Origin of the sequence: Ascidiaceihabitans donghaensis (genome assembly GCF_900302465.1) — a bacterium.
GTDB classification, from domain to species: domain Bacteria; phylum Pseudomonadota; class Alphaproteobacteria; order Rhodobacterales; family Rhodobacteraceae; genus Ascidiaceihabitans; species Ascidiaceihabitans donghaensis.
This window is the reverse complement of the sequence record NZ_OMOR01000001.1, coordinates 1,432,509-1,456,359: the sequence shown is the minus strand read 5'-3', so window position 1 is coordinate 1,456,359 and position 23,851 is coordinate 1,432,509. Positions and strand designations below refer to the sequence as shown.

The window sequence follows — 23,851 nt, the reverse complement described above, 5'->3', positions numbered from 1 at the left end:
AATTCAGTGTTCAACAAAGCAATCATCGGTTTCCTACTCGGCCTCTTTTCGCGCCCGAAAGTAAACGCATGAACAAGCACATGTTTGGCGATCGTGGTGTTGCGATGTGGACGCTGGACACACCGGTCACATCTCGTCCTCTAGATCAAAGATTGGATCAAGAACCAGAACCAGCCGCGTCTCGCCTGACCCTTCAATCGGAGGCGAGCGATGCAAACACCCCCGTGGGTGTTTGCTGCGGCCATAAAGCGCCACGCAACAGGATCGGCGCACCGGTTATGCTGCCCGCTCATTCATGCGCCACTGCGGAAAGGGATCGGGGAAGTCCGGCAAACTATCAGGCGATGACGCCACATCCTTGGACACAAGCGCCCCATCAAGGCGCGCTTTCAGCTCCGCCCAATTGATACCTGCACCGATGAACACAAGTTCTTGGCGACGGTCCCCCCACGGCTCTTGCCAGTGTTGGGTCATGTAGTTTTGCACACTGTCTTGCGGCGGCCAGCTTTCTTTTGGCACAGAAGCCCACCACGTTCCCAAGGGCTTGATCGACGACAAGGCACCCGCCAACGAAAATTCCACCACCCATTTTGGACGCGTCGCAATCCAGAAATGCCCTTTGGCACGGATCACGCCCGGCAGGTCGCCGTTCAAAACCTCCAAGATCTTTTCCGGCTCAAACGGCCTGCGGGCGCGGTAAACAAATGAAGCGACCCCGTATTCTTCGGTCTCGGGGACATGATCGGCAAATCCGTAAAGCTCTTTCGCCCACATCGGGTGATCATGGGCCTTTTCAAAGTCGAAAAGGCCCGTATCCAAAATCGCATCCGCTGGAACATCAGAATGATTAGCTTCGATGATACGCGCATCTGCGTTCAAGCTGCGAATGATCTGACGTGCGGCTTCGACTTGGTGGGGTTCCGCGTCGGCGACTTTGTTCAGAACCACAACATCGGCAAATTCAATTTGTTCCACCAGCAAATTGACCAATGTGCGTTCATCGTCTTCGCCCAAAGTCTCACCACGATCGCTTAGAAAATCGTGGCTGGAATAGTCGCGCAAAAGGTTCACCGCATCCACAACAGTCACCATCGTATCCAGCCTTGAGACATCGGACAGGCTTTGCCCGTCCTCGTCCCGAAAATCAAAAGTGGCCGCGACAGGCAAGGGTTCCGAAATACCGGTGGATTCGATGAGCAAATAGTCAAAGCGGTCTTCGGCCGCCAGACGTCGCACCTCGGCCAACAGATCATCGCGCAGCGTGCAACAGATGCACCCGTTCGACATTTCGACCAGCGTCTCATCCGTGCGGCTCAGTTCCGTGTCTGCGCGCACAAGGTCCGCGTCAATGTTCACTTCGGACATGTCGTTGACAATCACCGCGACACGGCGGCCATCGCGATTGTTCAAAACCCGGTTCAAAAGCGTCGTTTTTCCCGCACCCAGAAAGCCGGACAAGACAGTGACAGGTAGTTTTTTAGTCATGGTTGGATTTCCTTTTCCAGGGAAGCGGCGGTTTCGTCTGTCTGCCAGGCACGCAACATATCAAGACTGCGCGCCAGTTCCGGGCGGGTCATGTCCCGCGCGATGATGACAATCCGGGACTGTTGGTTGCCTGCCGGCCAATCGTGCAATGGCACAGGTGGATCAAAGAGGTGTTGGACGCCGTGAAACACAAACGGCGTATCCACGCCCTCGACATGCACAATGCCTTTGACGCGCAAGATATCTGGCCCGCGCAGATTGATCAGCGTATCAAGCCAAAGATCAAAGGCGTCGGCAGAAATTGGACGTTCCAGCACGATAGAGGCCGAACCGATGCGCGCGTCATGCAGGTGTGAGTGCGCCGCAGGAGGCGGGGCAGATACGAAGCCCGACAAGTTGCCCAACGGATCATCAGATGCGGGGGGTGTATTCGGCATCAACCATTTCATGACCGGTTCGGTTTTGCCTTGGCGGTGCATGCCACTTAGCCCCCAAAGCGCCTCTGTGGGCACCACACCTTTTTTGGCACGCAATACTTTTGCAGTTGTGTTTAGGGTTTTCAGTCGTGCCTCAAAGGCTTGGGATGCGGCGTCTGACACAAGGTCCGCTTTGCTGACAACAAGCAAATCTGCCATCGCAACCTGTGACACGGCCTCGAATTGGCGGTCCAATGTATCTGGACCCATTGCAGCATCCACGACCGTCACAACGCCGTCGATACGGAATTTTGACGCCAAATAGTGATCCGCTAAAAAAGTCTGGAGAATAGGGCCCGGATCCGCAAGGCCTGTGGTTTCGATGACGATACGGTCAAATTTGACGCGCCACGTCTTTCGGCGAAACATCAGGCTTTGCAATGTGCGCGATAGATCACCGCGAATAGAACAACAAAGACACCCCGACTGCATCAGCACGACGTCTTCATCTACAGCCTCGATCAGATCATGATCCAATCCCGCCTCACCAAATTCATTCACGACGACCGCGATCTTGGGACCTGCCTTGGTCGACAGGATTGTGTTGAGCAAGGTGGTTTTCCCAACTCCAAGAAAACCAGTCAGCAATGTCACGGGCAGACGTTTTTCAGTGGGTGGCATGGGCATGGCTCTCGTCTTAGGCTTCGAATTGTTATGTTATAACGTAACTAGATTTTGCATTGCAATACTTCAAATACAAATTGTGTTCGTACCCGCACTGCCGCCATCGTCGCCCCTTAGACGACGTGAAAAACCTGCGTTCCCACATCGATAGCCCCAACCACGTCAGGCAAGGGCAGTTTATAGACTTGCCTCTTATATCATTTCCCGGTTTGACCCCTGCCGCCCAGACGGCAGACTGTGATGAACTGGCGTGAATGCACGCTTGCACTCAGACGTTTTTTGGAAGCGCGTATGTTCCCAACGACCTAACGGAACTGCAGCGAAAGACGGTACAACAGTTTGCACGCAACCAAACGACACTGCTTTCAGCAATCAAATGCCGCAAAAATAGTCAGAGGAAGTACTATCAAAGCAAGCACAGAAAGCGCCGGCTGATCGTGGCAGACCACTAAATTAGGAAAGGGGCGGAAGAACTACCTTCCATGCAAATCCTATAAGGATTTGGCAATATTAGATAAAAAACAGAGTGCAAAAAATTCACCACATAAAACATCTCACAGCGTTGGAGATATGACTGTTCTAGGTCGGCGACTATCGACCCGCCAGAAATCAACTAAACGCAAAAACAATCGCAACTGCCCACTGCGCAAACGGGCTTGAGACGTTCAGAAATGCCAACACAAACAACTCGTTCGGACCAGAGTGGGTGCTAAAGCTGAATGCAAAAATATCGGTGTTTGTGTTGAACGAACAGCATTGGCCAGCTTCACGTTTCAGGGGTTATTGATAAATCACACACGCCTGAAAATCCTCAAGCGTATTGGCATACAGCAAACATTCATTTAGCGCGTCATGTTTCGTGGCCAGTTTCTTGGCTTTAAACAACAGATCATCGTAGTCCGAAAGCAGGCCGTTGTACTTCCTCACCAATGCGCTATGTTCGTCAACGCACTGCGCCACATTGGATTTGCAGGTAAAGCCCTCATAGTTGCACTGATACTGGTCAAAACACGCGCTGGACCTGTTAACGCACTTACCATTGCTTGAGCAGACCTTATCACCGTAATCGAGGCAAGCGGGTTGTGTGCCGATGCGGCAAGAGAAGTTCTGCGCATGTAAGGGGAGTGCCAGCAACAAACCGACGACGAAAAACGCAAGATGCGTCCGCAGTCTATGCAGCATACCGACCGTCCTCGCCCTTCTCAGCTTGGCCAAGTGCTGCGAGGCTTTCCATCAAAGGCTCCACTGTCACGGCCCGACCACGCACAAAGCGACGGGCGATTTGTTCCGGTGTCGCTTCGCCCATCTCGTCCAGCGCTTCGCGGACAGCGGCGATTTGCGCGGGCAAGGTTTTGGGCCACGGCGCTTTTTCGATCTTGGCAACAACGCCCAAATCCATATCGGCGGTTTTGCCTTTGGTGGCCTGCTGGCCTGTCGGGTTTTGATACTCGGGGCGCAGCCAGCGGATATGGCCGCGCGCTTCTTCCTCGGCGCGTTCTTTGTTGAGGGCCACAAGGCGCAACAGGATGTCTTCGTCGGATAGGTCCGCAGGCCAGCCATAGGCCTCGGCCACGGCGGCGTCGATTTGATCGTGCAGGTCACGCAGGATGCCGATCAGACCTTGGTCATAGATGTCTTTGTCCTTGCCCTCGATAGGTTCATTCGCGCGGAGTTTTTCGAGCACGTTATACATCTGGGTCAGCGTCAACTTGGGGTGCGCCGCCTGCTGGCGCTTGCGATGCGCGTCGAGGTCTTCGCCAAGCTGGCGAAGGTGGGTGCGTTGGGTGTCGGTGATATCTGGGAAGGGAAATGGGTCAAAACAACGGGATTTCGTGTATCTAGGATCGTTGCCAACTCCTAGCCAACCGCCAGCAGCCAATGCCCATTGGGTATGATGCCTACTGGACAAAACCGCCAAATTTTCAGCGTTATCCATTGCAAAGGCAACGATAGTCTGATCCGGCAACACTGATACTGGCAGAAACGTAAACCATCTATGCTTAGAAGTTAGAACTGTACCAATAAAGCGATCTATACCAACCTGCCCATTTCTGAGGTCTAGATTATTTCGTCGATGCAGCCACCATTTTTCTCTCAAATCCTTGTCTCTATTTGCATCTCTGTAAGGTTTTACTGTGTCTGTCAGCCATTGATAAATTGCAGGTGCATCGCGTTTTAATTCATCCTCAGACCTTGGAAAAGCGTCGATGACGTATCTGGTCAAAGAACCTGCAAGTAGCTCCCTTCCATTACAGTACTGCCGCAGAAGTACATTGGGCAATTTCGCGTAGGGATTAATCTTAATTGCAGTTCCTTGGTCTATCGTCATGGCCTCCCCATGCGGTATGACGCCGGGCGTGACCAATCCCAAATTTGCAATTTGCGGCTTGGCGGAGGGTACGTCAGCACCAATCTGGAGGTTTGCAAATACCTTTCCGATATGGTGATCGAAGCTCACGATGCGCCCATCCACTTCACTCACATCCTTACTTTCGTTCGCCAGCGTCAGGAGGCGTCCTGCTCTATTTCCTGCTACTCCCACTGTCATGGCAATGCGAACCGCAGCACCGAACTGCGTATCCACCCAAGGGTGATCCGGAATGACAAATATTAACGACAATGGCCTTTTTTTATCATTCAGATGCGGCATCAGGACTTGTTGGTTAAACGTTTGGCGTAGCGAATTGGTTGTGATCAACCCGAACCGCCGCGTGCCTTTGCCCGTCTTAGGGTTCCATTCGCGCGCAGCCTGCGCAGCCTTTTCCCACCAGAACATCACAAGATCAGCCGATTGTGGCATCTTGGGGTATGCACTCCAAATCGCCTCAATGTACCCATCCCCAAGAGCCTCGCGCATCTTGAGCTTACCAATAAACGGCGGGTTGCCCACGATGAACTCTGCCTCTGGCCATTTGGTCGCCTTTGGCTTGGCGTAGTCATAGACGGTGATGCGCGCGGTCGGGTCTGGCACTTCTTCGCCCGTGACGTTGTGGCGGATCGTGGTGATCCCGTCCCAGCGGGTCACAGGCTTGCCGTCCGCGTCCATGCGCGGGGTGCGATCCGCCCATTCCAGTACCGCATCGCCGTTGCGGATATTTTTGAAGTCGCGCAAGACAGGTTCAGACGGGGCCGCCTGCCCATAAGTGCGAAAGTGCCATTGCAGATAGCCGATCCACAACACCAGTTCGGCCACGTTGGCAGCCCAAGGGTTTAATTCGATCCCAAGAAACTGGTGCGGATCCACTGTGATAAAGCTTGTCTGTTCTTCGCCTAGTTCGTGCAAGAGCGCGGTCACTTCACCCTCAAGACGTTTCATCATCTCAAGGGCCACATATAGGAAATTACCAGACCCACAGGCGGGGTCCAGCACGCGGATTTCGCATAGTTTTGCATGGAAATCACGTACAAGTTTCAGCGCATCGTCGCCTTTGCCATCCGCCGCCAAGCGCTGCACGGCCGTTTGCACATCGCGCCAATCCTCGCGCAGCGGCTCCATGATCGTGGGCGTCACAAGGCGTTCAACGTAGGCGCGCGGCGTGTAATGCGCGCCCAGCTTGTGACGCTGGCGTTTGTCCAGCGCGCGTTCCAGAAGCGTGCCGAAAATGGCGGGTTCCACTTTTCGCCAATCGGCTTCGGCAGCCTCAATCAGCAACCCAAGTTGCAGATTATCAAGCGGAAGCGCATCCGCCTGTTTGAACAGCCCGCCGTTAAACCGTTTGAGATCTGTCGTCAAAATGGGTGAGAACCCGCCCGTGTCCATCGTTTCCCATAGGCTTTGCAGGGATGGTTGCGCGTGCTCCGGGTGGCCGCGCAGTTTCTTGAGCAAGGTGGTGAAACTGTCACGCGGGATCAGGTCCACGTCTTCGGCAAACATCGAAAACAGGCAGCGCATCAAGAATCGCGCGACCTTCTCGCTATCGTGCCCCTGCCCCTCGAAACTTTTGCCCAGTTCCGCAAGGTGGGTTGCAATTTCGCGTGTGACCTTGGACGATTGCAAAGACGGGTCAAGGCTTTTGGGGTCGGTCCAGATTGTCCGCAACAGGTCGCGGGTTTCTTTCTCGCGCAAATCCTCAAGGTGGATACGGTAGCGATTGCCGTCTGGAAACTGGTTGTACCCCTGCCCCTGCCCAGAAAAATCGGCATAGAGTTCGATCACATGGCCCACGTCCACAACCATCAAGAACGGCGGCCAGCCGTCTTCTTTGGCGACGGCCCGCGCGTAGTTGTCCGCTTGGTTTCGCGCCTTCATCATCGTGTCGTCGAATTTTGATGTGCCCCGCTTGCCGTGCCCCGCTTGCTTTGGTGCATCTTTGTTGAGGAACAGTTCCAGCGTGTTTTTGTCTTTAGTACACGACGAAACGAATTGCTTGGCCTCAAGGATAAAGTGACCCTTTTTTGTACAGGTCGATCCGCCCATTCCGCTTGCGCCCCGTATGCGTCAAGGTCACGGGACGTTCGAAACGGTAGTCGAGGAAATCCCCGTCTTTGTCCGACACATTTGGACGGTCAACACCAAGGAGTTCGGTCAGTTCGATGGCAAAGGATTGCGCCGTGGCCATTTCGCTACCCCCGGAGCCAAGCCACCGGTCAATGAAATCTTCTACCTGCACAACCATCGCCTAAATCACCCAAACCAATTAAAGGAAGTTGCGCATGAATGTGCGGTTCTTTCAATACCGTGGCTGTTCATAAAATTATGTTGGCCCGCTCCTTTCAGGATTTCCCACTTTTTTGTTTTGAAAGTGACCACGCGCATAATCCTGCACTGCGTACCCGATGGATCAACGACCAAATGCAACCCACCGCCATCGCCATGACGCCAAGCGCCAAAAGTCTCAACTGGCTTTTTGGTTAGCTTGCCAGATAGGGCAATTCCCAAAATTGCCATTTTTTATGCCACTCAAGGAACGAGTATAGGCATCCTCGAAAGAAACTCATGCCAAAGCAATTATGTAAGCATCTGCATGTAAACAAAGAAAAAGGCCGCTCAAAGCGACCTATTCAAACCTACCACGACGTTATGGTGGCGGAGGAACAGGGATTCGAACCCTGGGAGGACTTTCACCCTCGTCGGTTTTCAAGACCGGTGCATTCGACCACTCTGCCACTCCTCCGACGTCGGTATCTCTAAAAGGGTCAATCCGATTCTGCAAACCCCCAATTGCAAAGCTGTAAGCTGCGGTTTCGTTGGGGATTTTTGCCGATTGTGAGTGCTGCGCCTTTTCAGAACGACCATGACGCGTTAGTGTGGCGCAAAGATCCCCGTCAGGGGGCAATTTAACGTGCCATAAATTGGCACATCCGGCGCGGGCGGCGTCGTAACAGGCTAGGATGACACAAGCGATGGGCAGCGCAACACAGGCACATAACACAGGTTTTTCAAACGCTTTGCGTGTGCAAAAAAGACTAATGGCAGCTGCCTTGGGGCTGGCCTTGATGGCAGGATGCGACGGGGCCGGCAACTTCCAGTTCCCGCAATCCCTGCGCGGCAACGCTGCGGACGCGGATGGCGCACCACGTAAAGGGGCGCTGACCAAAACCACAGAACGCGACATTGAAGCGCCAGATGTATTTTCCGCGACAGAAGCTGGGCTTTGGGACGGGCGGCCATCCTTGGGCGGCGTTTGGGTTGCGCATCCCGATGTCACCGATCCGGAACGCGTCATCATCCGCAATACGACAAACGGCAAATTCGTCGTGGGCGCCTTGTTCCGCCGCGAACGTGACATTCCGGGACCGCGGTTGCAGATTTCCTCGGATGCAGCGGAAGCGCTTGGCATGTTGGCTGGCGCACCGGCTGAATTGAACGTCACAGCCTTGCGCAAAGAAGAAGTTCCCGTCGAAGCGCCAGCGCCTGAAACCGTGGACGGTGTGGCAGAACCTGCGGATGTGTCCGAAAGTGCCCTTGATCCGATAGCATCAGCGTCCGCAGCCATCGACGCCGCGGCCCCTGCCCCAACTACTGCATCTGCCGCAGCACCCGCGCCCAGACCCGTTGCGTCAAACCTTGATAAGCCGTTTATCCAGATCGGTATTTTCTCGGTTGAAGCCAATGCAAATCGCACCGCCCAGCAAATGCGCAGCGCGGGCATGTTGCCTACAATCAAACGCGGCGAAAACAACGGCAAACCATTCTGGCGTGTCGTGGTAGGCCCTGCCGCCACAGGATCAGAGCGTAAAGCCCTGCTGAAAACCATCAAAGCGCAAGGCTTTTCCGACGCCTATGCCGTCACCAACTAAGTCGGACGCGAACCATAGACCCAAAGGACATGTGCCCTTATGATCCGTTCCATCACTGCCATCTTCGCTTTGATCATGTCGACGACCTTGCCGCTGCATGCCTTCGAGACACGGGCCACAGCCGCATATGTGATTGACCAGACCACAGGCACAGTCTTGCTGAACAAAAACGCAGACACACCGTTGCCGCCTGCGTCCATGTCCAAATTGATGACGCTTTACATCGCATTCGAGGCCGTGAAACGCGGCAAAAACAACGGCGGTCTTGATCTGCTGGAAGAATTGCCCGTCTCTGCGCAGGCACAAAAATACGGCGGCTCTACCCTGTTTTTGAAAGCAGGCGAACGCGTCAAAGTCGAAGACCTGTTGCGTGGCATTATCGTTTTATCAGGCAACGACGCGTGTGCGGTGATTGCCGAAGCCCTCAGCCCCGATGGCACTGAAGCGGGGTTTGCCCGCATGATGACCCAGCGCGCCCAACAGATGGGCATGACCAATTCCACCTTCGCCAATTCCAATGGCTGGCCTGCCGCAGGACACCGCATGTCGATGCGCGATCTTGCCTTGTTGGCCAACCGCCTGATCGAAGATTTCCCCGAATTTTATCCGATGTTTTCCCAAAAGGAATTTCTGTTCGACCAAAAAGAAAGCTCCAACCGGTTCAACCGAAATCCGTTGTTGTCGTTGAACATCGGCGCGGACGGGTTGAAAACCGGGCACACCCAAGAAGCCGGCTACGGTCTTGTTGGATCCGCTTTGCAGGGCAACCGACGTGTCATTTTTGTGGTATCCGGTCTCGATTCTGCCGCGGCGCGCGCTCAGGAATCTGAATCCATTGTCAACTGGGCCTTCCGCCAGTTCGCCCAACGCGGTCTGGCCAAAGCAGGTGAACGTCTGGCCACGGCAGATGTCTGGATGGGCGCGGTCCCTAAAGTCGGGTTGGTTCCGGCAGAAGATGTTTCTGTGCTGTTGCCTGTCCTTGCTGGCTCTGAAGTTGAAGCGGAGGTGGTCTATACGGGCCCCATCCAAGCCCCCATCGAAAAAGGCCAACCCCTGGCAGAACTTGTCTTGTCCCCCGAGGGCCTACCGGAAACACGCATTCCATTGGTTGCGGAATCCGATGTCGCCGATGGTGGCTTTATGGCGCGTCTTAGCACCGCAGCGCAGCAGTTGATTGCGCGTTTGAATGCAGGGCCAACCGGATCGTGACCACACCATTTACGACCTCTGAAAGCACGGCGCAAAAGCCCGCAGGTCTGTTTATCTCATTTGAAGGTATCGACGGGTCTGGCAAATCCACGCAAGTCCGGCTTCTGGCCGATCATCTGACGGCTTTGGGGCGCGACGTCATCGTCACCCGCGAACCCGGTGGCAGCGCGGGCGCCGAGGAAATCCGCGCCCTTGTCTTGCAAGGCGATCCTGACCGTTGGTCTGCCGAAACAGAGATTTTGTTGTTCACAGCGGCCCGTCGCGACCATATGGAACGCACCATACAACCGGCTTTGGAGGCCGGAAAAATCGTGATTTGCGACCGTTTCGCCGACAGCACCCGCATGTATCAGGGCCTGTCGCGTGGCGACCTGCGCAGCACAGTGGATCAATTGCACGATCTGATGATCGGCCGCGAGCCTGACCTGACAGTATTGATCGACATGGATCCCGAGGTAGGCCTGTCACGCGCCCTCTCGCGCCAAGGCGTCGAAGAGCGTTTTGAGACTTTCGGGTCGGATTTGCAAAAACAGATGCGCGCCGGTTTTCTGGCCCTCGCACAAGAGTTTCCGGACCGTTTTGTCGTGGTTGACGGTGCCCATGACGTGGACAGCGTGGCAAACGCCTTGCACAGCACAGTCATGCCACGGCTTTAGGCGTTAGCCCAAAAGCCACGCATCATAGTTTCCATGTGTGTCGCTGCCTGCGAAGTGTTCGATTGAAAAGTCGCCCACAGATGCGTTTTTGATGATGATACGCACGTTCCCGTCAACGATCCGCACCTTGTCCCCTGCGTCGGTGGCATGTTCTGAAAACCACGCAAAAGCATCGGCTTGTGTCAAAGTGTTGTTGTAGCCCACGCCAAATCGCAGCACATCTTCTGCAAAATCAAAGTCGCGCACGACATTTCGTCCGTCTTCGATGTTATGTGCGCTTAACGCCGTGTCTTCGGTCGCGATGTTGAAGATGAACATATCCGCCCCGGTCCCTCCACTCAGCTGGTCGCGCCCGGCGCCGGCAATCAAATAATCACGACCGCTGCCGCCCAGCACCCAATCGTCGCCTGCACCGCCGCGCAGAGCGTCATTGCCGCTTTGCCCGTAAATCTTGTCGTCGCCCGCCTGCCCTTCGATACTATCGTGGCCGGAACCGCCGCGCAAAATGTCGTGACCGTCCGCGCCAATCAGATGATCGTCGCCTGCTTGCCCTTTGAAGCGCACAGGACCTCCGGTCGCGACCATGTAATCATCGCCCCACCCCGCACTGAACCAACTGTTGTCGTCGCTGACGTTGATCACATCGTTATTTCGGGTGCCGGACGTCTGCCCCCCGGGCGCATTGGCCAAAATCGACACACCTGCGTCTCCTGGCAAGCGCCCTGTTGTCAACGACACCAAAGCCAACAACATATAACTCATGCCGATGGCAGGCGTGTCATACTGATCAAACAAATCTGACAGGTCCTGCGTGGGTCCCGTGTACTGCAAGACAGGCTGCAACACGGTATCGCCGCCATTGGGTTCTGTGTATTCCAGCTCAAAAGAAATCTGATTGTACAGCCCATCAACTGGCGTGCGTGCCTCACCGAACTCAAAATCGGACCCGGAAAACCGCATCTGATAAAAGAACTCTGTGCCTGTCGCCGCATCAAGATAGGTCGACAGAACATACGTAAACCCTGTGGTCGCTTGATCTGTGAAAAATCGATCCGCCATATGCACTCACCCCTTAAAAACTTTTTGACTTGTCCAAGTTATTTAAATGCCCATCGGTGCAAAGGGGAAAAATTCACCCCACGAGGCTTGGAAGCCAAAGCACAATCCCCGGAAACGCCACCAGCATCGCAATAGTCGCAGCATCCGCCAGAAAGAAAGGTGTCACACCTTTGAACACATCCTGCACCGTCAGATCGTCACGCACGCCCGCAACCACAAAGCAGTTGAGGCCGATGGGCGGCGTGATCAGGCAGAACTCTGCCATCTTCACCACCAATATCCCAAACCAGATCGCGCACATTGGCCCCGACATCCCGAACGCACTGTCCGCAGCCGCTACGTTTTCGCCTCCATTCAGCGCCATGACCGCCGGATAGACCACAGGCAACGTCAGCAGCAGCATCCCGATGGCATCCATGAACATCCCCAAAACGGCATAGGCCAAAAGGATGCACACAAGGATCAGCATGGGCGACATTTCCAGCGCCGTGATCCAGTCTGAAAACGCATCAGGCAGCTTTGCAAAGCCCAAAAACCGCACATAGATCAGAACGCCCCAGATGATGGTGAAGATCATCACCGTCAACTTGGCTGTGTCCAGCAACGCCTCTTTCAGCGCGGGCCAACGCATGCCGCGGTATAGCGCCATCAGGAAGATGATGAACGCCCCAATCGCGCCGCCTTCCGTCGGTGTGCCCCAGGCGTCGCCAAAGGGGTTGTAGACAAAGAAGATGATGATCACGACCACGGCCACAATGGGCAGTGCGGGTGGCAGGCTTTCAAAGCGTTCTTTCCACGTAAAGCCCGACACAGGCGGGCCGACACTTTTGAAAATGACTGCAATCCCGATGATCAGACCCGCATAGACAATGGCCGAAAACGCACCGGGGATGAAACCGGCAAGCAGCAGTTTGCCCACGTCCTGTTCCACGATGATGGCATAGATCACAAGGATCGCTGACGGCGGAATAAGCGAGGCCAATGTGCCCCCCGCCGCCACGACGCCTGCCGCGAATTGCTTGTTGTATCCGATCTTCAGCATTTCCGGGATCGCAATGCGTGCAAACACGGCGGCTGTGGCGACAGATGCGCCCGACACAGCGGCGAACCCTGCGGTGGCAAAGACGGTAGACACCGCAAGCCCCCCCGGCACCCATGCGATCCAGCGCTTCGCAGCCTCGAACAGCGCCGTGGTCAGGCGGGCGTGATAGGCCATGTAGCCGATCATGATAAAGACAGGGATCAGGGACAGAACCTGCGCGGAAACTTTAGAATGGGGGACTTGGCCCGCGATCAGGAACGCTTTGGCAAGGGCCCCGTCCCAAATCTCGCGTCGTTCATTCCAAAACAGCAGCGCATCCCACGCATAGTCCTTCTTTTCCCAGAAGATCCAGAAAATGCCGACAAAGCCCGCCATGCCAGCTGCAAAAGCCACACGCATGCCCAAAATGACCATAACCAGCATGCCGCTGGACACCCAAAGGCCGATATCAATAGGATCCATCAGTCGGCCCCTTCCAGGCTTTCGGCCTCAATACGGGCTTGTTCTGCCACGCTGAGATTCAGAGGCACCGCCACAGGGCTTTCAAGGCCCAACACAAGGGCGCGGCCATAGCCCACAGCCTGCAAAACCAAACGCATGACCAGAACGGCAAAAGCGACCGGAACCACCAGTTTCGAAGGCCAGATGGGAATGCCGATGTCGATGGAACTGTCACGGCTGCACAAAGGGCGTGCGCAGTCGAATGAGCGCTCAAAATGCTCCCATGCGCCCCACGTCAAAGCGGCCATCAAAATGAGGATCATTAGAACCGAAATCAACTCAAACAACCACAACAGCCGCCCCTTAAGCGCGGACACAAACATGTCCATGCGAATATGGGTGCCATCGCGCTGTACATAGGACACGCCCATAATCGCAATGATGGGCATGGCGGCTTCAATGTAGTCAACATAACCCGGCAGAGGAGAGGCAAAGAACTTGCGGCCGATGACGGAATATGCGGCCAGAAACATCAGCGAAAATATCGCAAGACCGCTCAGCAAGGCGCAGAATTTTTCAAGTGGAAGCAACGCCCTGTCGAGTTTGCTTAAAAGGCTGCTGTCCTCAAGAACAGCGGCTGAACCTGCCATCGTTTATCCCCCCGGTCACGACGTTTCTTATGGACAAGGCGCACGTGTTTCGGCGCGCCCTGTCGTTTTTTCGCGTAAGGTGCACCTTGGTGCACCACCCCGCTTAGCTTCCGGATTTGGCGTCGGCCAATGTCTTCACAACCAGATCATACAGCTCTTGGCCCGGCAGGCCTTGCGCTTCCATGTCTTTGATCCAGGCATCACGGATCGGATCAGCAGCCGTGGCGCGGAATTCGGCCAGAACCGCTTCGTCGATCTCGACCTTGGCGACACCTTTTTCTTCTAGAACAGAATCCCATTTTTTCAGCAATTCACCGTAGTTGGCCAGATAATGGTCCAGCGCCTCGTCAATAGAGCTGTCCAAAGCCTCGCGGTGTGCGTCGCTGAGGTCTTCATAGGCATCGATGTTGGCGACAACAGGGCAGTTCACGGTGCCGGGGTTCAGGTTGGCGGTCCACCAATCGGCCTGGTTGATTGTGCCAAAGCTAAGGTGCGCGTGCTGGGCGAAGGCCACTGTATCAACAACACCCGATTCCATGGCTTGGTAGGCTTCGGTGGCTGTCACAGATGTTGGTACACCACCAACGGCTTTAAACGCGTTGCCAATACCGCCTGTTGCACGCACACGCATGCCTTCAAAGTCGGCCAAAGTGGCCCGCGGATCGCCCGTGCCAACCAGATTGTATTGTGGCATCGGCGACGTCATCAGCAGTTTCGCATTCCACTGTTCCATTTCTTCAGCAGCGGCAGGGTGCGCATAAACGGCCTTGGACACCGCGACTTCTTGCGCCAGGTTCTCCACGCCAAGGAATGGCAGTTCCAGAACCGTCACAACACGGTTTTTATCGCGGTGATAGCCTGCACAGAACTGCGCCATTTCGAACGCGCCGATGGAAATGCCATCAAGATTTTCGCGGTTCTTGGACAATCCGCCATAGCTGATGTTCATGGTGAATTCGCCGTTTGTCTTTTCAGACACCAGCTCGGCCAGCTTTTCAACGTGCTCGGTAAAGGCACGACGTTTGCCCCACACAGACACGTTCCATTCCGTTGCCGCAGCTTCGATGGCGAAGGCAAATGTAAGCGTGCTGGCGACAGCACCCAGTGCAAATTTGTTCATGATGTTCTCCCTTATATGCGCAAGCAGATCTGCGCTTGAAAAAGAAGCTAACGCGGCACTGTCCCACTGCCAAGAAGAAGTTGCGCAAAACCCCGCGTTAGGTGTCGTGCGGTTCCGGCTTCAAGCCACTTTGATTCTGCCAAAAATCCATCCACGACTTTGGTCGCGCAACAAAATGTCACGCGCTTCAAGTTTTGTTTTCGAAAGTAATCAAGCGAATTTTGTGCACTGGCAGGTGACACGTCCGGCCTGCTTTGACAAACAAAACACCGAAAACATGCAAGATTTCGCAGTTGCGGCAAGGCGCTTTACAAGAAAACCAGATACAAGAGAAAATATTTACAACGAAACCGTTATATTTCGGTCACTTATTCCTTTCTTTTCAAATGGCGCTATGATCCGCCCAAGGGAGAAGGCTGGCGGCCTCACACATTCGTGTGCGTATGGCAGCCCGCCGAATACTGACGAATACCAAGGTCAAAAAGGGAGGAGCCTTTATATGTCCGACACATTCCCACCGTCCGCCGAAATGGCAGCCAATGCACATGTCGACGCCGCGAAATACGATCAAATGTACGCGGCCTCTATTGCGGACCCTGAGGCGTTCTGGGGCGAACATGGCAAGCGCATCGACTGGATGACACCATACACCCAAGTCAAAGATGTCTCGTATGACTTTGGCAATGTGGGCATCAATTGGTATGCCGATGGCACATTGAATGTGTCTGCAAACTGCGTCGATCGCCATCTGGCCACGCGCGGCGACCAAACAGCCATCATCTGGGAACCTGACAGCCCGACCGACCCATCCCTGCACATCACCTACAACCAGCTTTCGGCCTCTGTGAACAAAATGGCCAACGTCCTAAAAGATTTGGGCGTCGGCAAAGGTGACCGCGTCGTTATCTATATGCCCATGATCCCCGAAGCGGCCTACGCCATGCTGGCCTCTGCCCGGATCGGGGCCATTCACTCCATCGTCTTTGCAGGCTTTTCCCCCGAAGCCTTGGCCGCCCGTGTACAAGGCTCCGAGGCCAAGGTGGTCATCACCGCAGATGAAGCGCCGCGTGGTGGGCGCAACACGCCGCTCAAAGCCAATGCAGACAAGGCGCTGGCGACCTGTGATGCGTCCGTTCAGTGTCTTGTCGTGCGCCGCACCGGTGGTGAAGTAGCATGGGACGACGCCCGCGACCGCGACTATAACGCCCTAAGTGCTGCCGCATCAGACGTCTGTGCGCCCGAAGAAATGAACGCCGAAGACCCGCTGTTCATTCTGTATACATCCGGCTCAACGGGGATGCCCAAAGGCGTGGTCCATTCCACAGGCGGCTACATCGTTTATGCATCGATGACCCATGAGATCGTCTTTGATTATAAAGACGGCGACATCTTTTGGTGTACCGCAGATGTGGGTTGGGTCACTGGTCACAGCTATATTGTTTATGGCCCGCTCGCCAATGGCGCCACCACGTTGATGTTTGAAGGCGTGCCCACCTATCCCGATGCCAGCCGCTTCTGGCAGGTATGTGAGGAACACAAGGTCAACCAGTTCTACACCGCGCCCACAGCCTTGCGCGCCCTCATGGGCCAAGGCAACAGCTTCGTTGAAAAATGTGACCTGTCCAGCTTGCGCCTGCTTGGCACCGTGGGCGAACCCATCAACCCCGAAGCCTGGAATTGGTACAATGAAATCGTCGGCGGCGGGCGTTGCCCGATCGTAGACACATGGTGGCAAACCGAAACAGGCGGACATTTGATGACCCCCCTGCCCGGCGCCCATGCCATGAAACCCGGGTCGGCCATGAAGCCGTTTTTCGGCATCGAACCTGTGGTGTTGGAACCGACAACTGGCGCAGAGATCGAAGGCAACGACGTCGAGGGTGTGTTGTGCATCAAAGACAGCTGGCCCGGTCAGATGCGCACGGTTTGGGGCGACCATGAGCGTTTTGAAAAGACCTACTTCAGCGACTACAAAGGCTATTATTTCACCGGTGACGGCTGCAAACGTGACGCAGACGGCGACTATTGGATCACCGGCCGCGTGGACGATGTGATCAACGTCTCGGGGCACCGTATGGGGACCGCCGAAGTTGAAAGCGCACTGGTCGCCCACCCCAAAGTGGCCGAAAGTGCTGTTGTCGGTTATCCACACGACATCAAAGGGCAAGGCATCTATTGCTATGTCACATTGATGGGCGGCGAAGAGCCATCAGAGGAACTGCGTAAGGAATTGCGCACATGGGTGCGCACTGAAATCGGGCCCATCGCGTCGCCCGACCTGATCCAATGGGCGCCCGGCCTGCCAAAAACGCGCTCTGGCAAGATCATGCGCCGCATCCTGCGTAAAATCGCGGAAAACGATTACGGCGCTTTGGGCGATACCTCGACCTTGGCCGATCCGTCCGTTGTGGACGATCTGATCGACAACCGCATGAACCGCTGAAGGGGACGAATAATGGATGCTTCTGTTATGACCAAACCGGCTGTTCTGATTTTGCTTGGCCCCCCCGGGGCCGGAAAAGGCACCCAGGCCCGTTTGCTGGAAAAGCGCTTTGGGTTGGTGCAGCTCAGCACGGGTGATTTGTTGCGGGCCGCTGTGGCTGCGGGCACGGAGGCTGGCAAAGCCGCCGATGCTGTGATGAAAGCAGGCGATCTGGTCAGCGACGAGATCGTTATCAACATTCTGCGTGATCGTATGGCGGAACCCGATTGCGCCCAAGGCGTGATTCTGGACGGTTTCCCGCGCACGGACGTGCAGGCATCGGCACTGGATGATCTGCTGGCCGAAAACGGGATGAAAATCGACGCAGCGATTAGCCTTGAAGTTGATGACGCGGCGATGGTTGAACGTGTTTCGGGGCGCTACACCTGTGCTGCATGCGGAGAAGGCTATCACGACAGCTTCAAAATCCCCGCCAAACCCGGCATCTGCGATGGGTGCGGCAGCACCGATATGAAGCGGCGCGCGGACGACAACGCGGAGACTGTCGCAGGACGCCTGTCGGCCTATCACGCGCAAACTGCCCCATTGATCGCCTACTACGACCAGCAAAATGCGCTGCAACGCGTCGATGCGATGGGTGATATAGACGGGATCGGCGCTGCGATGTCAAAAATAGTAGCTGACATCACGGGCTAGCGCGTCACACGCACGTTTCAAGATGTGGACATTTCATGTGCGCCGTGGCACCGCTGCGCCCATGACTGATCACGTTGAATTCACGCCCGACACCACCAATACGCTGCAATTGCGTGACGCTTTTGGCCGCTTTGCCACCGGCGTCACAGTGATCACGGCCCAAACGGCCGTTGGGCCTTTGGGCATGACGGCAAACTCCTTTTCTTCTATCTCGCTTGATCCGCCTTTGGTGATGTGGGCGCCTGGCAACGGGTCGCGGCGCCATGATGCGTTTGTTGCAGCCCCCAGATTCTGCATCCATGTGCTGGGCGCTGACCAATTTGAACTGGCCGCCCATTTCGCCACACGCGGTGACGGGTTCGACGCCTTTGAAACACATCTTGATGACCAGGATTTGCCCCTTTTCAACGATTGCGTCGCACGGTTCATTTGCGAACATCACGCGGCCCATCCCGCAGGCGATCACACGATGGTCTTGGGTCGGGTGGCTCATGCCAGCTTTGCAAGCCGTCCTGGTCTGGTTTTTGAACAAGGGCGTTACGGGCAACTGGCCGCCGACGCCTGATCTTGCGTATCGCGCCACCTGTCTAACAATTCACGCCACCCACTGGTGAAGCACGCCCACGCCTGTACCATGGGATCCAACAGGAGTTCCCAATGGCCCCATCCCAACCCCGCTACAAAATCGCATCGACCCTGCCGCAGTTGTGCGGGTTGCTTGGCATTTCTTTGGACAATGTCATTCGACGCACCGGCATGTCCGGTGACATGATTGCCCCCGACGCCCGTGGCGTCACCGCTGAAGAATATTTTGAAGGGTGGCACGCCATCGAGGCAGAGGCAAATCGGGATGATTTGCCATTGGCCCTTGGCAAAGCCTATGCGCGTGGGCCTTTCAACCCCGCCTTCTTTGCCTTTACCAGCAGCCCGACGGTGCGCATCGGGCTGGAGCGTCTGGCTGTGTTCAAGCCCATTGTGGGGCCGCTGATTATGGCGATCCGGCCAACCGATCTGGGGCTTCAAATCGTGAAGTCTGCAAACCCTCCGACAGTGTCATTGCCTTTAAGCTTTTCCGCCACCGAATTTGTGTTTTTTGTCGAAGCCATTCGCAACAGCAGCGGGGCGCACATCGTGCCAACCTCGGCCACATTGCCTGCGCGTATGGCTTGCCACGCAGAACTTGAGAATTTTCTGGGCTGTCCGATCAAAATCGGTGAGCCCGCAGAATTGACCCTGTCGCTGGAGGATGCCGCCCGCCCGCTGTTGTCGGTGAACCCCGACCAATGGGCCACGATGGAACCCGCATTCAAACGCCAGCTTGCCACTGTGACCGAACACATGACAACCACCGCAAGACTGCGCAATGCCATCACTGAAATGCTGCCCAGCGGGTTGTGTGACATCGATGAAGCCGCAAGGCGCATGCGCCTGAGCACCCGCAGCTTGCAACGCTATCTGTCGGCAGAAACCACACGGTTTCAACATGTCCTAGACGGCACACGCCGTGATCTGGCCCTGCATTACCTGCGCAATTCAGACCTGAATATCGAAGAGATTTCGTATCTGCTGGCTTATCGTGACCCGAATTCCTTTTACCGGGCCTTCCACATCTGGACGGGAATGACCCCAAAGGAAGCACGGTTGGGTAGCCCCCGAAAAAGTTAAACGGGCGCATGCGCTGCGCCCGTTAAGATCTTGTTCACAAATTGTAATTTGGATTACTTCCAGCCAACGCTGTTAAATATCTTCTGGGCCGTTGGCACGTTTTTGGCCACGTCTGACAAATTGACAGTATCGCCTTTATAGTCACCCAGTGCTGCCACGGACGGGCTAAGTTCTACCCCTTCAACCGCAGGATATTCGTCGTTGCCGGATGAAAAATAGACCTGCGCCTGATCTGATGCGAGGTATTCAAGAAACTTGATCGCGTTGTCTTTGTTGGGGGCATTCGCAGCCACACCCGCCCCGGACAAATTCATATGAGCCCCTTCTGCGTCTTGCGCCGGAAACACCCAACCGATGTTATCCATCGCAGCTTTGTCCAGACCTTTGACGTCTTTGCGTAACGCGCGTGCGAAGTAATAGGTGTTGGAAATCGACACCTGACATTCGCCTGATACCAACCCACGCAACTGGTCGGTGTCACCGCCCTGCGGGTCGCGGGCAAAGTTGTCGACCACACCTTTGGCCCATGCTGTTGCGGCTTCTTCACCGTGGTTTTCGATCACAGCAGATAGCAACGTTTGGGAATAGACGTTCGAGGACGAGCGGTGGCACACCATGCCTTTGTAGGCGGGGTCCGCCAAGGCAACGTAATCCATGGGCGGATTTGCGACGTCGGCTTTGTTGTAAAAGATGATGCGTGCGCGTTGGGAGAACCCGAACCATTGATTGTCGGCGTCTTGCAGATTGGACGGGATGCGATCTTCAAGCGTTGCGTTTTCGATAGATTGCAAAACGCCTGCGTCTTTTGCCCGTTGCAGGCGTGTGGTGTCCACAGTCAACAGCACGTCGGCTGGCGAATTGGTGCCTTCGGCTTGCATCCGCGCAATCAGTTCGTCGCCTTTGCCTTCAATCCGGTTGATTGTGATGCCGGTGGCCTCTGTAAAGTCCGAATACAGGCGTTCATCCGTATCGTAGTGGCGCGATGAATACAGGTTCAGCTCACCCTCGGCCAGTGCGGGGGCTGCAAAGGCAGTTGCGGCGATAACAGTTGTGAGTGTGCGGTTGATCGACATTGCGGATCTCCAAGCGTTTAAATCTGATAAAAACAGTAAGTCTATCAGTGCGCCCGTCTTGTCAATTGTTTCCGACTAAATTAGTCAACATTAGAACGGCTCTAAAGTCACAACGTATGCAGGTGGTGTTTTTCCAGCAACTCAAGGATCATACGCTTGGCCTGATCACGGTGCCGCGTGTGTATACGTCGCGCCAATGCGCCGTCACCCGCCCCTATCGCATCCAGCACACCGCGGTGATCCGCATTGGATTGCGTCGGTGTCGGGCGAATGTACAACGTCGTGGCGCGTGCGCGGCGCACCTGATCCTGCATCATCCCGACAATGGAAACGGCACGGGAATTTCCACCAAGACGCACAAGTTCAGTATGAAAGCGATCGTCCGCTTCGGCCCAGTCTTCCAGGGCGCGGGCCTCTACGGCTTTGTCCATATCCGCAATAGACGCGGCCAATGCCGTCAAGTCATCGTCGCCGTATCCGTATCCGGCTGCACGTTCGGCTGACAATCCTTCAAGCTCGGTCAGCACATCGTAAATTTCACGCATGTCATCTGCGGACACCGGCAAAATACGCACACCCTTGCGCGGGCGCATTGCCAACAACCCCTGGCTTTCCAACATCAACGCCGCCTCGCGCACAGGAGTGCGCGACATGTCAAGCCGCTCGGCCAATTCGCTTTCCAAATGGTCAGAACCCGCAGGCAAAACCCCCGAAAAGATCAATTGCCGCAATTCGGAAATGGCACGTTGGGTGCTGGATTGTGACATAAAACGGCCTTTGCGTTACTGGTCTAACGCGATTTTCCGCCCCTCATCCGCCGAAGCGTAAATCGCCTGCTCGATCTCTATCACTTTCAAATAGGAAGAGGCAGTGTTTTCCAACATACCTTTGTTATGCAGCGCATCAACGACATGGGCCTGCAAATGATGCACGCAATCCCCTCCAAAGCCGGGCCACATGCTGGGGGCCAACATCTCGGTATCTTCCACCGCCCCGAACCGCCGGTGCATCACAGCCCCACTGCCCAAAAGCTTTAGCGTGCCTTCCGTTCCCTCCACCAGTGCCTCACCCATGGTGCGGCGGTGGTTGTCTGCGGCATGATCCAGATGGCGGTTGCCATCAAAAATCGCGCGTATGCCTTTGGGATGGTCAAACATCACCACCCCCGCATCTTCACCGGCAATCACAGGATTAACACGCCGCAAATCGGCGTAAACGGCTGTGGGATCACCAAAGAGATAGCGAAACGTATCGACCCAATGCACGCCAGTCTCATGGATCAGAAACCGTGGCATGGTCTGGAAGTATGGCTGTCGGTCCAAGTATGCCATCGCCCCCTGCCCGTCACCGGGGCGCAAGCGAAAGGTCATTTGCAGAACCTGCCCGATCGCGTCCTTGGCCAACAGCTGTTTGATACAGCGATACCACGGTTGAAACCGGAAGTTTTCGTGGATCACAATTTGCGCCCCTGCTGCTTGGGCTGCTGTGGTTGTTTCGCAGGCTTCCGTCAAAGACATGCAAAAGGGTTTTTGACAAATGATGGTTTTGACACCTGCGTCCAAAGCGCTTTGAATGGCCCGCGCATGCGCCAATGGCGGCAAGATCACGTCCAATACGTCCGGCTTGGTGTCCGCCAGCATTTTGTCCAGATCATCAAAGGCCCGCGCCCCAATAGGCGCAGCCTTCGCGGCGGCTTTGGCCTTGTCCAGATCGCAGGCCCCCACCACATGCACACCCTTCAAACGCCGCCAACTGTCATAGTGGAACTGGCTGAAATAACCGGCCCCGACGCAGGCAATCTTAAGGGTCTGCGCTGTCATGCAAGCGCCCCCCAAACGGCGTCTGCGGCCTGCGTCGTGCTGGCAGTCCCGCCAAGATCACGCGTTAGGATGGCCCCTTTGGCCACCACAGTTTCCACCGCTTCGCGCAAACGCACACCGTCTGCAACCATTACCGGATTGTCATACCGCAAGCCCAGCCAGTCCAGCATCATCGCCGCCGACAAAATCATCGCCATCGGGTTTGCCGCGTTCTGGCCCGCAATATCGGGGGCCGAGCCATGGCAAGGCTGAAACACCGCATGATCCAAACCTATGTCAGCAGATGGCGCCAAACCAAGCCCGCCCATCAGGCCAGCCCCGAGATCGGACAGAATGTCGCCGAACATGTTTTCAGTAACCATAACGTCGAAATCCCAAGGCTTTTGCACCATCCAAAGCGCTGTTGCGTCCACATAGGCGTGGTCAGCCGCAATGTCGGGGTGCTTGGCAGCTTCGGCATCAAACATTTCGCGAAAGAACGCAAAGGCGCGGAACACATTGGCTTTGTCTACACATGTCACTTTGCCCGGGCTGCGGCCCGTGGATTTCCGGGTTTTGGCCAGATCAAACGCAAACTTGAACAGTTTTTCGGAAATATCACGGGTGATCAAAAGGGTTTCACGGGCTTCGTCTTTCGTGACCTCACCCCGGCCTTGGGTGTGGAAAAGCCCTTCGGTGCTTTCGCGGATCAATACGAAATCAACCTCGCGGCCTGCGGGCAAATTCAGCGGTGTGGTTTGGCCGGCCTTGATGGTGACGGGCCGCACACCCGCAAACAGAACCAGTGCTTTGCGCAGATCGATTTGAGGCGAAATTTCCGTGCCATCGTCATAACGGACGTTGGGCAACCCCATGGCAGACAATAAAATTGCATCCGATTGCCGCGCAATATCCATCGACGCCTCGGGCAACGATGCACCTGTTTTGGCGTAATGTGCGGCCCCTGCCGGCGCATCTTTGAACGTCAATTCATAAGCGTCCGACTGTCCCGCCAACTTTTGTAATATCTCGACTGTGGGTTGGGTGATTTCAGGGCCGATGCCGTCGCCTTCAAATACCGCGATGTCAAATGTGTGTTTCATAACGTCCTCAGATCTGAGCAGACCAACTGGCCCGCCGATGACAATTGCAAAGTCTTAACTTGAAAATTAA

The 23,851-nt window shown here is 55.4% G+C and carries 20 protein-coding genes, 1 tRNA gene and 1 pseudogene; 7 read left to right on the top strand and 15 right to left on the bottom strand.

Annotated features, from left to right (window positions below):
- Positions 1-126 precede the first annotated feature (126 nt).
- From ASD8599_RS07270 to ASD8599_RS07240, 7 genes and pseudogenes are all read right to left on the bottom strand, one after another.
- A pseudogene (locus ASD8599_RS07270) lies at positions 127-277 on the bottom strand (DUF1826 domain-containing protein); the annotation flags it as partial.
- Entirely contained in the window at positions 277-1,485 is a 1,209-nt protein-coding gene (locus ASD8599_RS07265; RefSeq protein WP_108827908.1) for a GTP-binding protein, read from the bottom strand. The gene ASD8599_RS07265 and the pseudogene ASD8599_RS07270, both read right to left, overlap by 1 nt.
- On the bottom strand, positions 1,482-2,582 hold the full coding sequence (locus ASD8599_RS07260; protein WP_181364429.1) for a CobW family GTP-binding protein: 1,101 nt from the start codon (positions 2,580-2,582) through the stop codon (positions 1,482-1,484). The genes ASD8599_RS07265 and ASD8599_RS07260 overlap by 4 nt, the downstream gene beginning before the upstream one ends.
- Before the next feature lie 783 nt (positions 2,583-3,365).
- A complete protein-coding gene (locus ASD8599_RS07255) occupies positions 3,366-3,767 on the bottom strand; it encodes a hypothetical protein (RefSeq protein ID WP_219928855.1) in 402 nt (133 codons plus the stop codon).
- Positions 3,757-7,002 carry a class I SAM-dependent DNA methyltransferase gene (locus ASD8599_RS07250; RefSeq protein ID WP_219928854.1) on the bottom strand — a complete coding sequence of 1,082 codons (3,246 nt, stop codon included), beginning with the start codon at positions 7,000-7,002 and terminating at the stop codon, positions 3,757-3,759. The genes ASD8599_RS07255 and ASD8599_RS07250 overlap by 11 nt, the downstream gene beginning before the upstream one ends.
- Positions 6,959-7,195: a type IIL restriction-modification enzyme MmeI gene (locus ASD8599_RS20345; RefSeq protein WP_219928853.1), complete on the bottom strand. Its 237-nt coding sequence runs from the start codon at positions 7,193-7,195 to the stop codon at positions 6,959-6,961. Before ASD8599_RS20345 ends, ASD8599_RS07250 begins: the two co-directional genes overlap by 44 nt.
- A gap of 414 nt (positions 7,196-7,609) precedes the next feature.
- Positions 7,610-7,699, bottom strand: a tRNA-Ser gene (locus ASD8599_RS07240).
- A 295-nt stretch (positions 7,700-7,994) separates the two neighbouring features.
- Here ASD8599_RS07240 and ASD8599_RS07235 point away from each other — a divergent pair.
- Genes ASD8599_RS07235 through tmk form a run of 3 tightly spaced genes read left to right on the top strand, consistent with a single transcriptional unit; the run spans position 7,995 to position 10,690 of the window.
- The gene (locus tag ASD8599_RS07235; RefSeq protein WP_245925965.1) at positions 7,995-8,825 is read left to right on the top strand and encodes an SPOR domain-containing protein; all 831 of its coding nucleotides are present in this window, start codon (positions 7,995-7,997) and stop codon (positions 8,823-8,825) included.
- Between the two features lie 39 nt (positions 8,826-8,864).
- Entirely contained in the window at positions 8,865-10,034 is a 1,170-nt protein-coding gene (locus ASD8599_RS07230) for a D-alanyl-D-alanine carboxypeptidase family protein (protein WP_108827906.1), read from the top strand.
- Positions 10,031-10,690, top strand: coding sequence for a dTMP kinase (gene tmk, locus ASD8599_RS07225; RefSeq protein ID WP_108827905.1), 660 nt, complete (start codon positions 10,031-10,033; stop codon positions 10,688-10,690). The genes ASD8599_RS07230 and tmk overlap by 4 nt, the downstream gene beginning before the upstream one ends.
- 3 nt (positions 10,691-10,693) lie before the next feature.
- On the opposite strand, the gene ASD8599_RS07220 is transcribed toward tmk, so the two are convergent.
- The 4 genes from ASD8599_RS07220 to ASD8599_RS07205 all read right to left on the bottom strand — a co-directional run bounded on the left by ASD8599_RS07220 (position 10,694) and on the right by ASD8599_RS07205 (position 15,002).
- Positions 10,694-11,749 carry a calcium-binding protein gene (locus tag ASD8599_RS07220; protein WP_108827904.1) on the bottom strand — a complete coding sequence of 352 codons (1,056 nt, stop codon included), beginning with the start codon at positions 11,747-11,749 and terminating at the stop codon, positions 10,694-10,696.
- A 73-nt stretch (positions 11,750-11,822) separates the two neighbouring features.
- Positions 11,823-13,253, bottom strand: coding sequence for a TRAP transporter large permease (locus ASD8599_RS07215; protein WP_108827903.1), 1,431 nt, complete (start codon positions 13,251-13,253; stop codon positions 11,823-11,825).
- Positions 13,253-13,882 carry a TRAP transporter small permease subunit gene (locus ASD8599_RS07210; protein WP_108827902.1) on the bottom strand — a complete coding sequence of 210 codons (630 nt, stop codon included), beginning with the start codon at positions 13,880-13,882 and terminating at the stop codon, positions 13,253-13,255. The genes ASD8599_RS07215 and ASD8599_RS07210 overlap by 1 nt, the downstream gene beginning before the upstream one ends.
- Before the next feature lie 103 nt (positions 13,883-13,985).
- Positions 13,986-15,002: a C4-dicarboxylate TRAP transporter substrate-binding protein gene (locus tag ASD8599_RS07205; protein ID WP_108827901.1), complete on the bottom strand. Its 1,017-nt coding sequence runs from the start codon at positions 15,000-15,002 to the stop codon at positions 13,986-13,988.
- Between the two features lie 499 nt (positions 15,003-15,501).
- On the opposite strand from ASD8599_RS07205, the gene acs reads away from it, so the two are divergent.
- From acs to ASD8599_RS07185, 4 genes are all read left to right on the top strand, one after another.
- Positions 15,502-17,445, top strand: a complete 1,944-nt coding sequence (acs, locus tag ASD8599_RS07200; RefSeq protein WP_108830055.1) for an acetate--CoA ligase — start codon at positions 15,502-15,504, stop codon at positions 17,443-17,445.
- A 12-nt stretch (positions 17,446-17,457) separates the two neighbouring features.
- Positions 17,458-18,141 carry an adenylate kinase gene (locus ASD8599_RS07195; RefSeq protein ID WP_108827900.1) on the top strand — a complete coding sequence of 228 codons (684 nt, stop codon included), beginning with the start codon at positions 17,458-17,460 and terminating at the stop codon, positions 18,139-18,141.
- A gap of 61 nt (positions 18,142-18,202) precedes the next feature.
- Positions 18,203-18,706: a flavin reductase family protein gene (locus tag ASD8599_RS07190; RefSeq protein ID WP_108830054.1), complete on the top strand. Its 504-nt coding sequence runs from the start codon at positions 18,203-18,205 to the stop codon at positions 18,704-18,706.
- A gap of 92 nt (positions 18,707-18,798) precedes the next feature.
- Entirely contained in the window at positions 18,799-19,806 is a 1,008-nt protein-coding gene (locus tag ASD8599_RS07185; RefSeq protein ID WP_108827899.1) for an AraC family transcriptional regulator, read from the top strand.
- A gap of 53 nt (positions 19,807-19,859) precedes the next feature.
- Here the strand turns inward: ASD8599_RS07185 and ASD8599_RS07180 are convergent, their stop codons facing one another.
- The 4 genes from ASD8599_RS07180 to ASD8599_RS07165 form a co-directional block, all read right to left on the bottom strand.
- Positions 19,860-20,879 carry an extracellular solute-binding protein gene (locus ASD8599_RS07180; RefSeq protein WP_108827898.1) on the bottom strand — a complete coding sequence of 340 codons (1,020 nt, stop codon included), beginning with the start codon at positions 20,877-20,879 and terminating at the stop codon, positions 19,860-19,862.
- A 107-nt stretch (positions 20,880-20,986) separates the two neighbouring features.
- Entirely contained in the window at positions 20,987-21,646 is a 660-nt protein-coding gene (locus tag ASD8599_RS07175) for a GntR family transcriptional regulator (protein ID WP_108827897.1), read from the bottom strand.
- Between the two features lie 15 nt (positions 21,647-21,661).
- The gene (locus ASD8599_RS07170; protein WP_108827896.1) at positions 21,662-22,699 is read right to left on the bottom strand and encodes a Gfo/Idh/MocA family protein; all 1,038 of its coding nucleotides are present in this window, start codon (positions 22,697-22,699) and stop codon (positions 21,662-21,664) included.
- Positions 22,696-23,781 carry an isocitrate/isopropylmalate dehydrogenase family protein gene (locus ASD8599_RS07165; RefSeq protein WP_108827895.1) on the bottom strand — a complete coding sequence of 362 codons (1,086 nt, stop codon included), beginning with the start codon at positions 23,779-23,781 and terminating at the stop codon, positions 22,696-22,698. The genes ASD8599_RS07170 and ASD8599_RS07165 overlap by 4 nt, the downstream gene beginning before the upstream one ends.
- Positions 23,782-23,851: the final 70 nt, after the last annotated feature.

Excerpts from the sequence above, each read along its gene's own strand:
- ASD8599_RS07210 (WP_108827902.1), bottom strand. The coding sequence starts at position 13,882 with ATGGCAGGTTCAGCCGCTGTTCTTGAGGACAGCAGCCTTTTAAGCAAA.
- ASD8599_RS07180 (WP_108827898.1), bottom strand. The coding sequence starts at position 20,879 with ATGTCGATCAACCGCACACTCACAACTGTTATCGCCGCAACTGCCTTT.
- ASD8599_RS07185 (WP_108827899.1), top strand. The coding sequence starts at position 18,799 with ATGGCCCCATCCCAACCCCGCTACAAAATCGCATCGACCCTGCCGCAG.
- ASD8599_RS07165 (WP_108827895.1), bottom strand. The coding sequence starts at position 23,781 with ATGAAACACACATTTGACATCGCGGTATTTGAAGGCGACGGCATCGGC.
- ASD8599_RS07260 (WP_181364429.1), bottom strand. The coding sequence starts at position 2,582 with ATGCCACCCACTGAAAAACGTCTGCCCGTGACATTGCTGACTGGTTTT.
- ASD8599_RS07190 (WP_108830054.1), top strand. The coding sequence starts at position 18,203 with ATGACTGATCACGTTGAATTCACGCCCGACACCACCAATACGCTGCAA.
- ASD8599_RS07175 (WP_108827897.1), bottom strand. The coding sequence starts at position 21,646 with ATGTCACAATCCAGCACCCAACGTGCCATTTCCGAATTGCGGCAATTG.
- ASD8599_RS07195 (WP_108827900.1), top strand. The coding sequence starts at position 17,458 with ATGGATGCTTCTGTTATGACCAAACCGGCTGTTCTGATTTTGCTTGGC.
- ASD8599_RS07215 (WP_108827903.1), bottom strand. The coding sequence starts at position 13,253 with ATGGATCCTATTGATATCGGCCTTTGGGTGTCCAGCGGCATGCTGGTT.
- ASD8599_RS07235 (WP_245925965.1), top strand. The coding sequence starts at position 7,995 with ATGGCAGCTGCCTTGGGGCTGGCCTTGATGGCAGGATGCGACGGGGCC.
- ASD8599_RS07205 (WP_108827901.1), bottom strand. The coding sequence starts at position 15,002 with ATGAACAAATTTGCACTGGGTGCTGTCGCCAGCACGCTTACATTTGCC.
- ASD8599_RS07170 (WP_108827896.1), bottom strand. The coding sequence starts at position 22,699 with ATGACAGCGCAGACCCTTAAGATTGCCTGCGTCGGGGCCGGTTATTTC.
- acs (WP_108830055.1), top strand. The coding sequence starts at position 15,502 with ATGTCCGACACATTCCCACCGTCCGCCGAAATGGCAGCCAATGCACAT.
- ASD8599_RS07250 (WP_219928854.1), bottom strand. The coding sequence starts at position 7,002 with ATGGGCGGATCGACCTGTACAAAAAAGGGTCACTTTATCCTTGAGGCC.
- ASD8599_RS07265 (WP_108827908.1), bottom strand. The coding sequence starts at position 1,485 with ATGACTAAAAAACTACCTGTCACTGTCTTGTCCGGCTTTCTGGGTGCG.
- ASD8599_RS07220 (WP_108827904.1), bottom strand. The coding sequence starts at position 11,749 with ATGGCGGATCGATTTTTCACAGATCAAGCGACCACAGGGTTTACGTAT.
- ASD8599_RS07255 (WP_219928855.1), bottom strand. The coding sequence starts at position 3,767 with ATGCTGCATAGACTGCGGACGCATCTTGCGTTTTTCGTCGTCGGTTTG.
- ASD8599_RS07230 (WP_108827906.1), top strand. The coding sequence starts at position 8,865 with ATGATCCGTTCCATCACTGCCATCTTCGCTTTGATCATGTCGACGACC.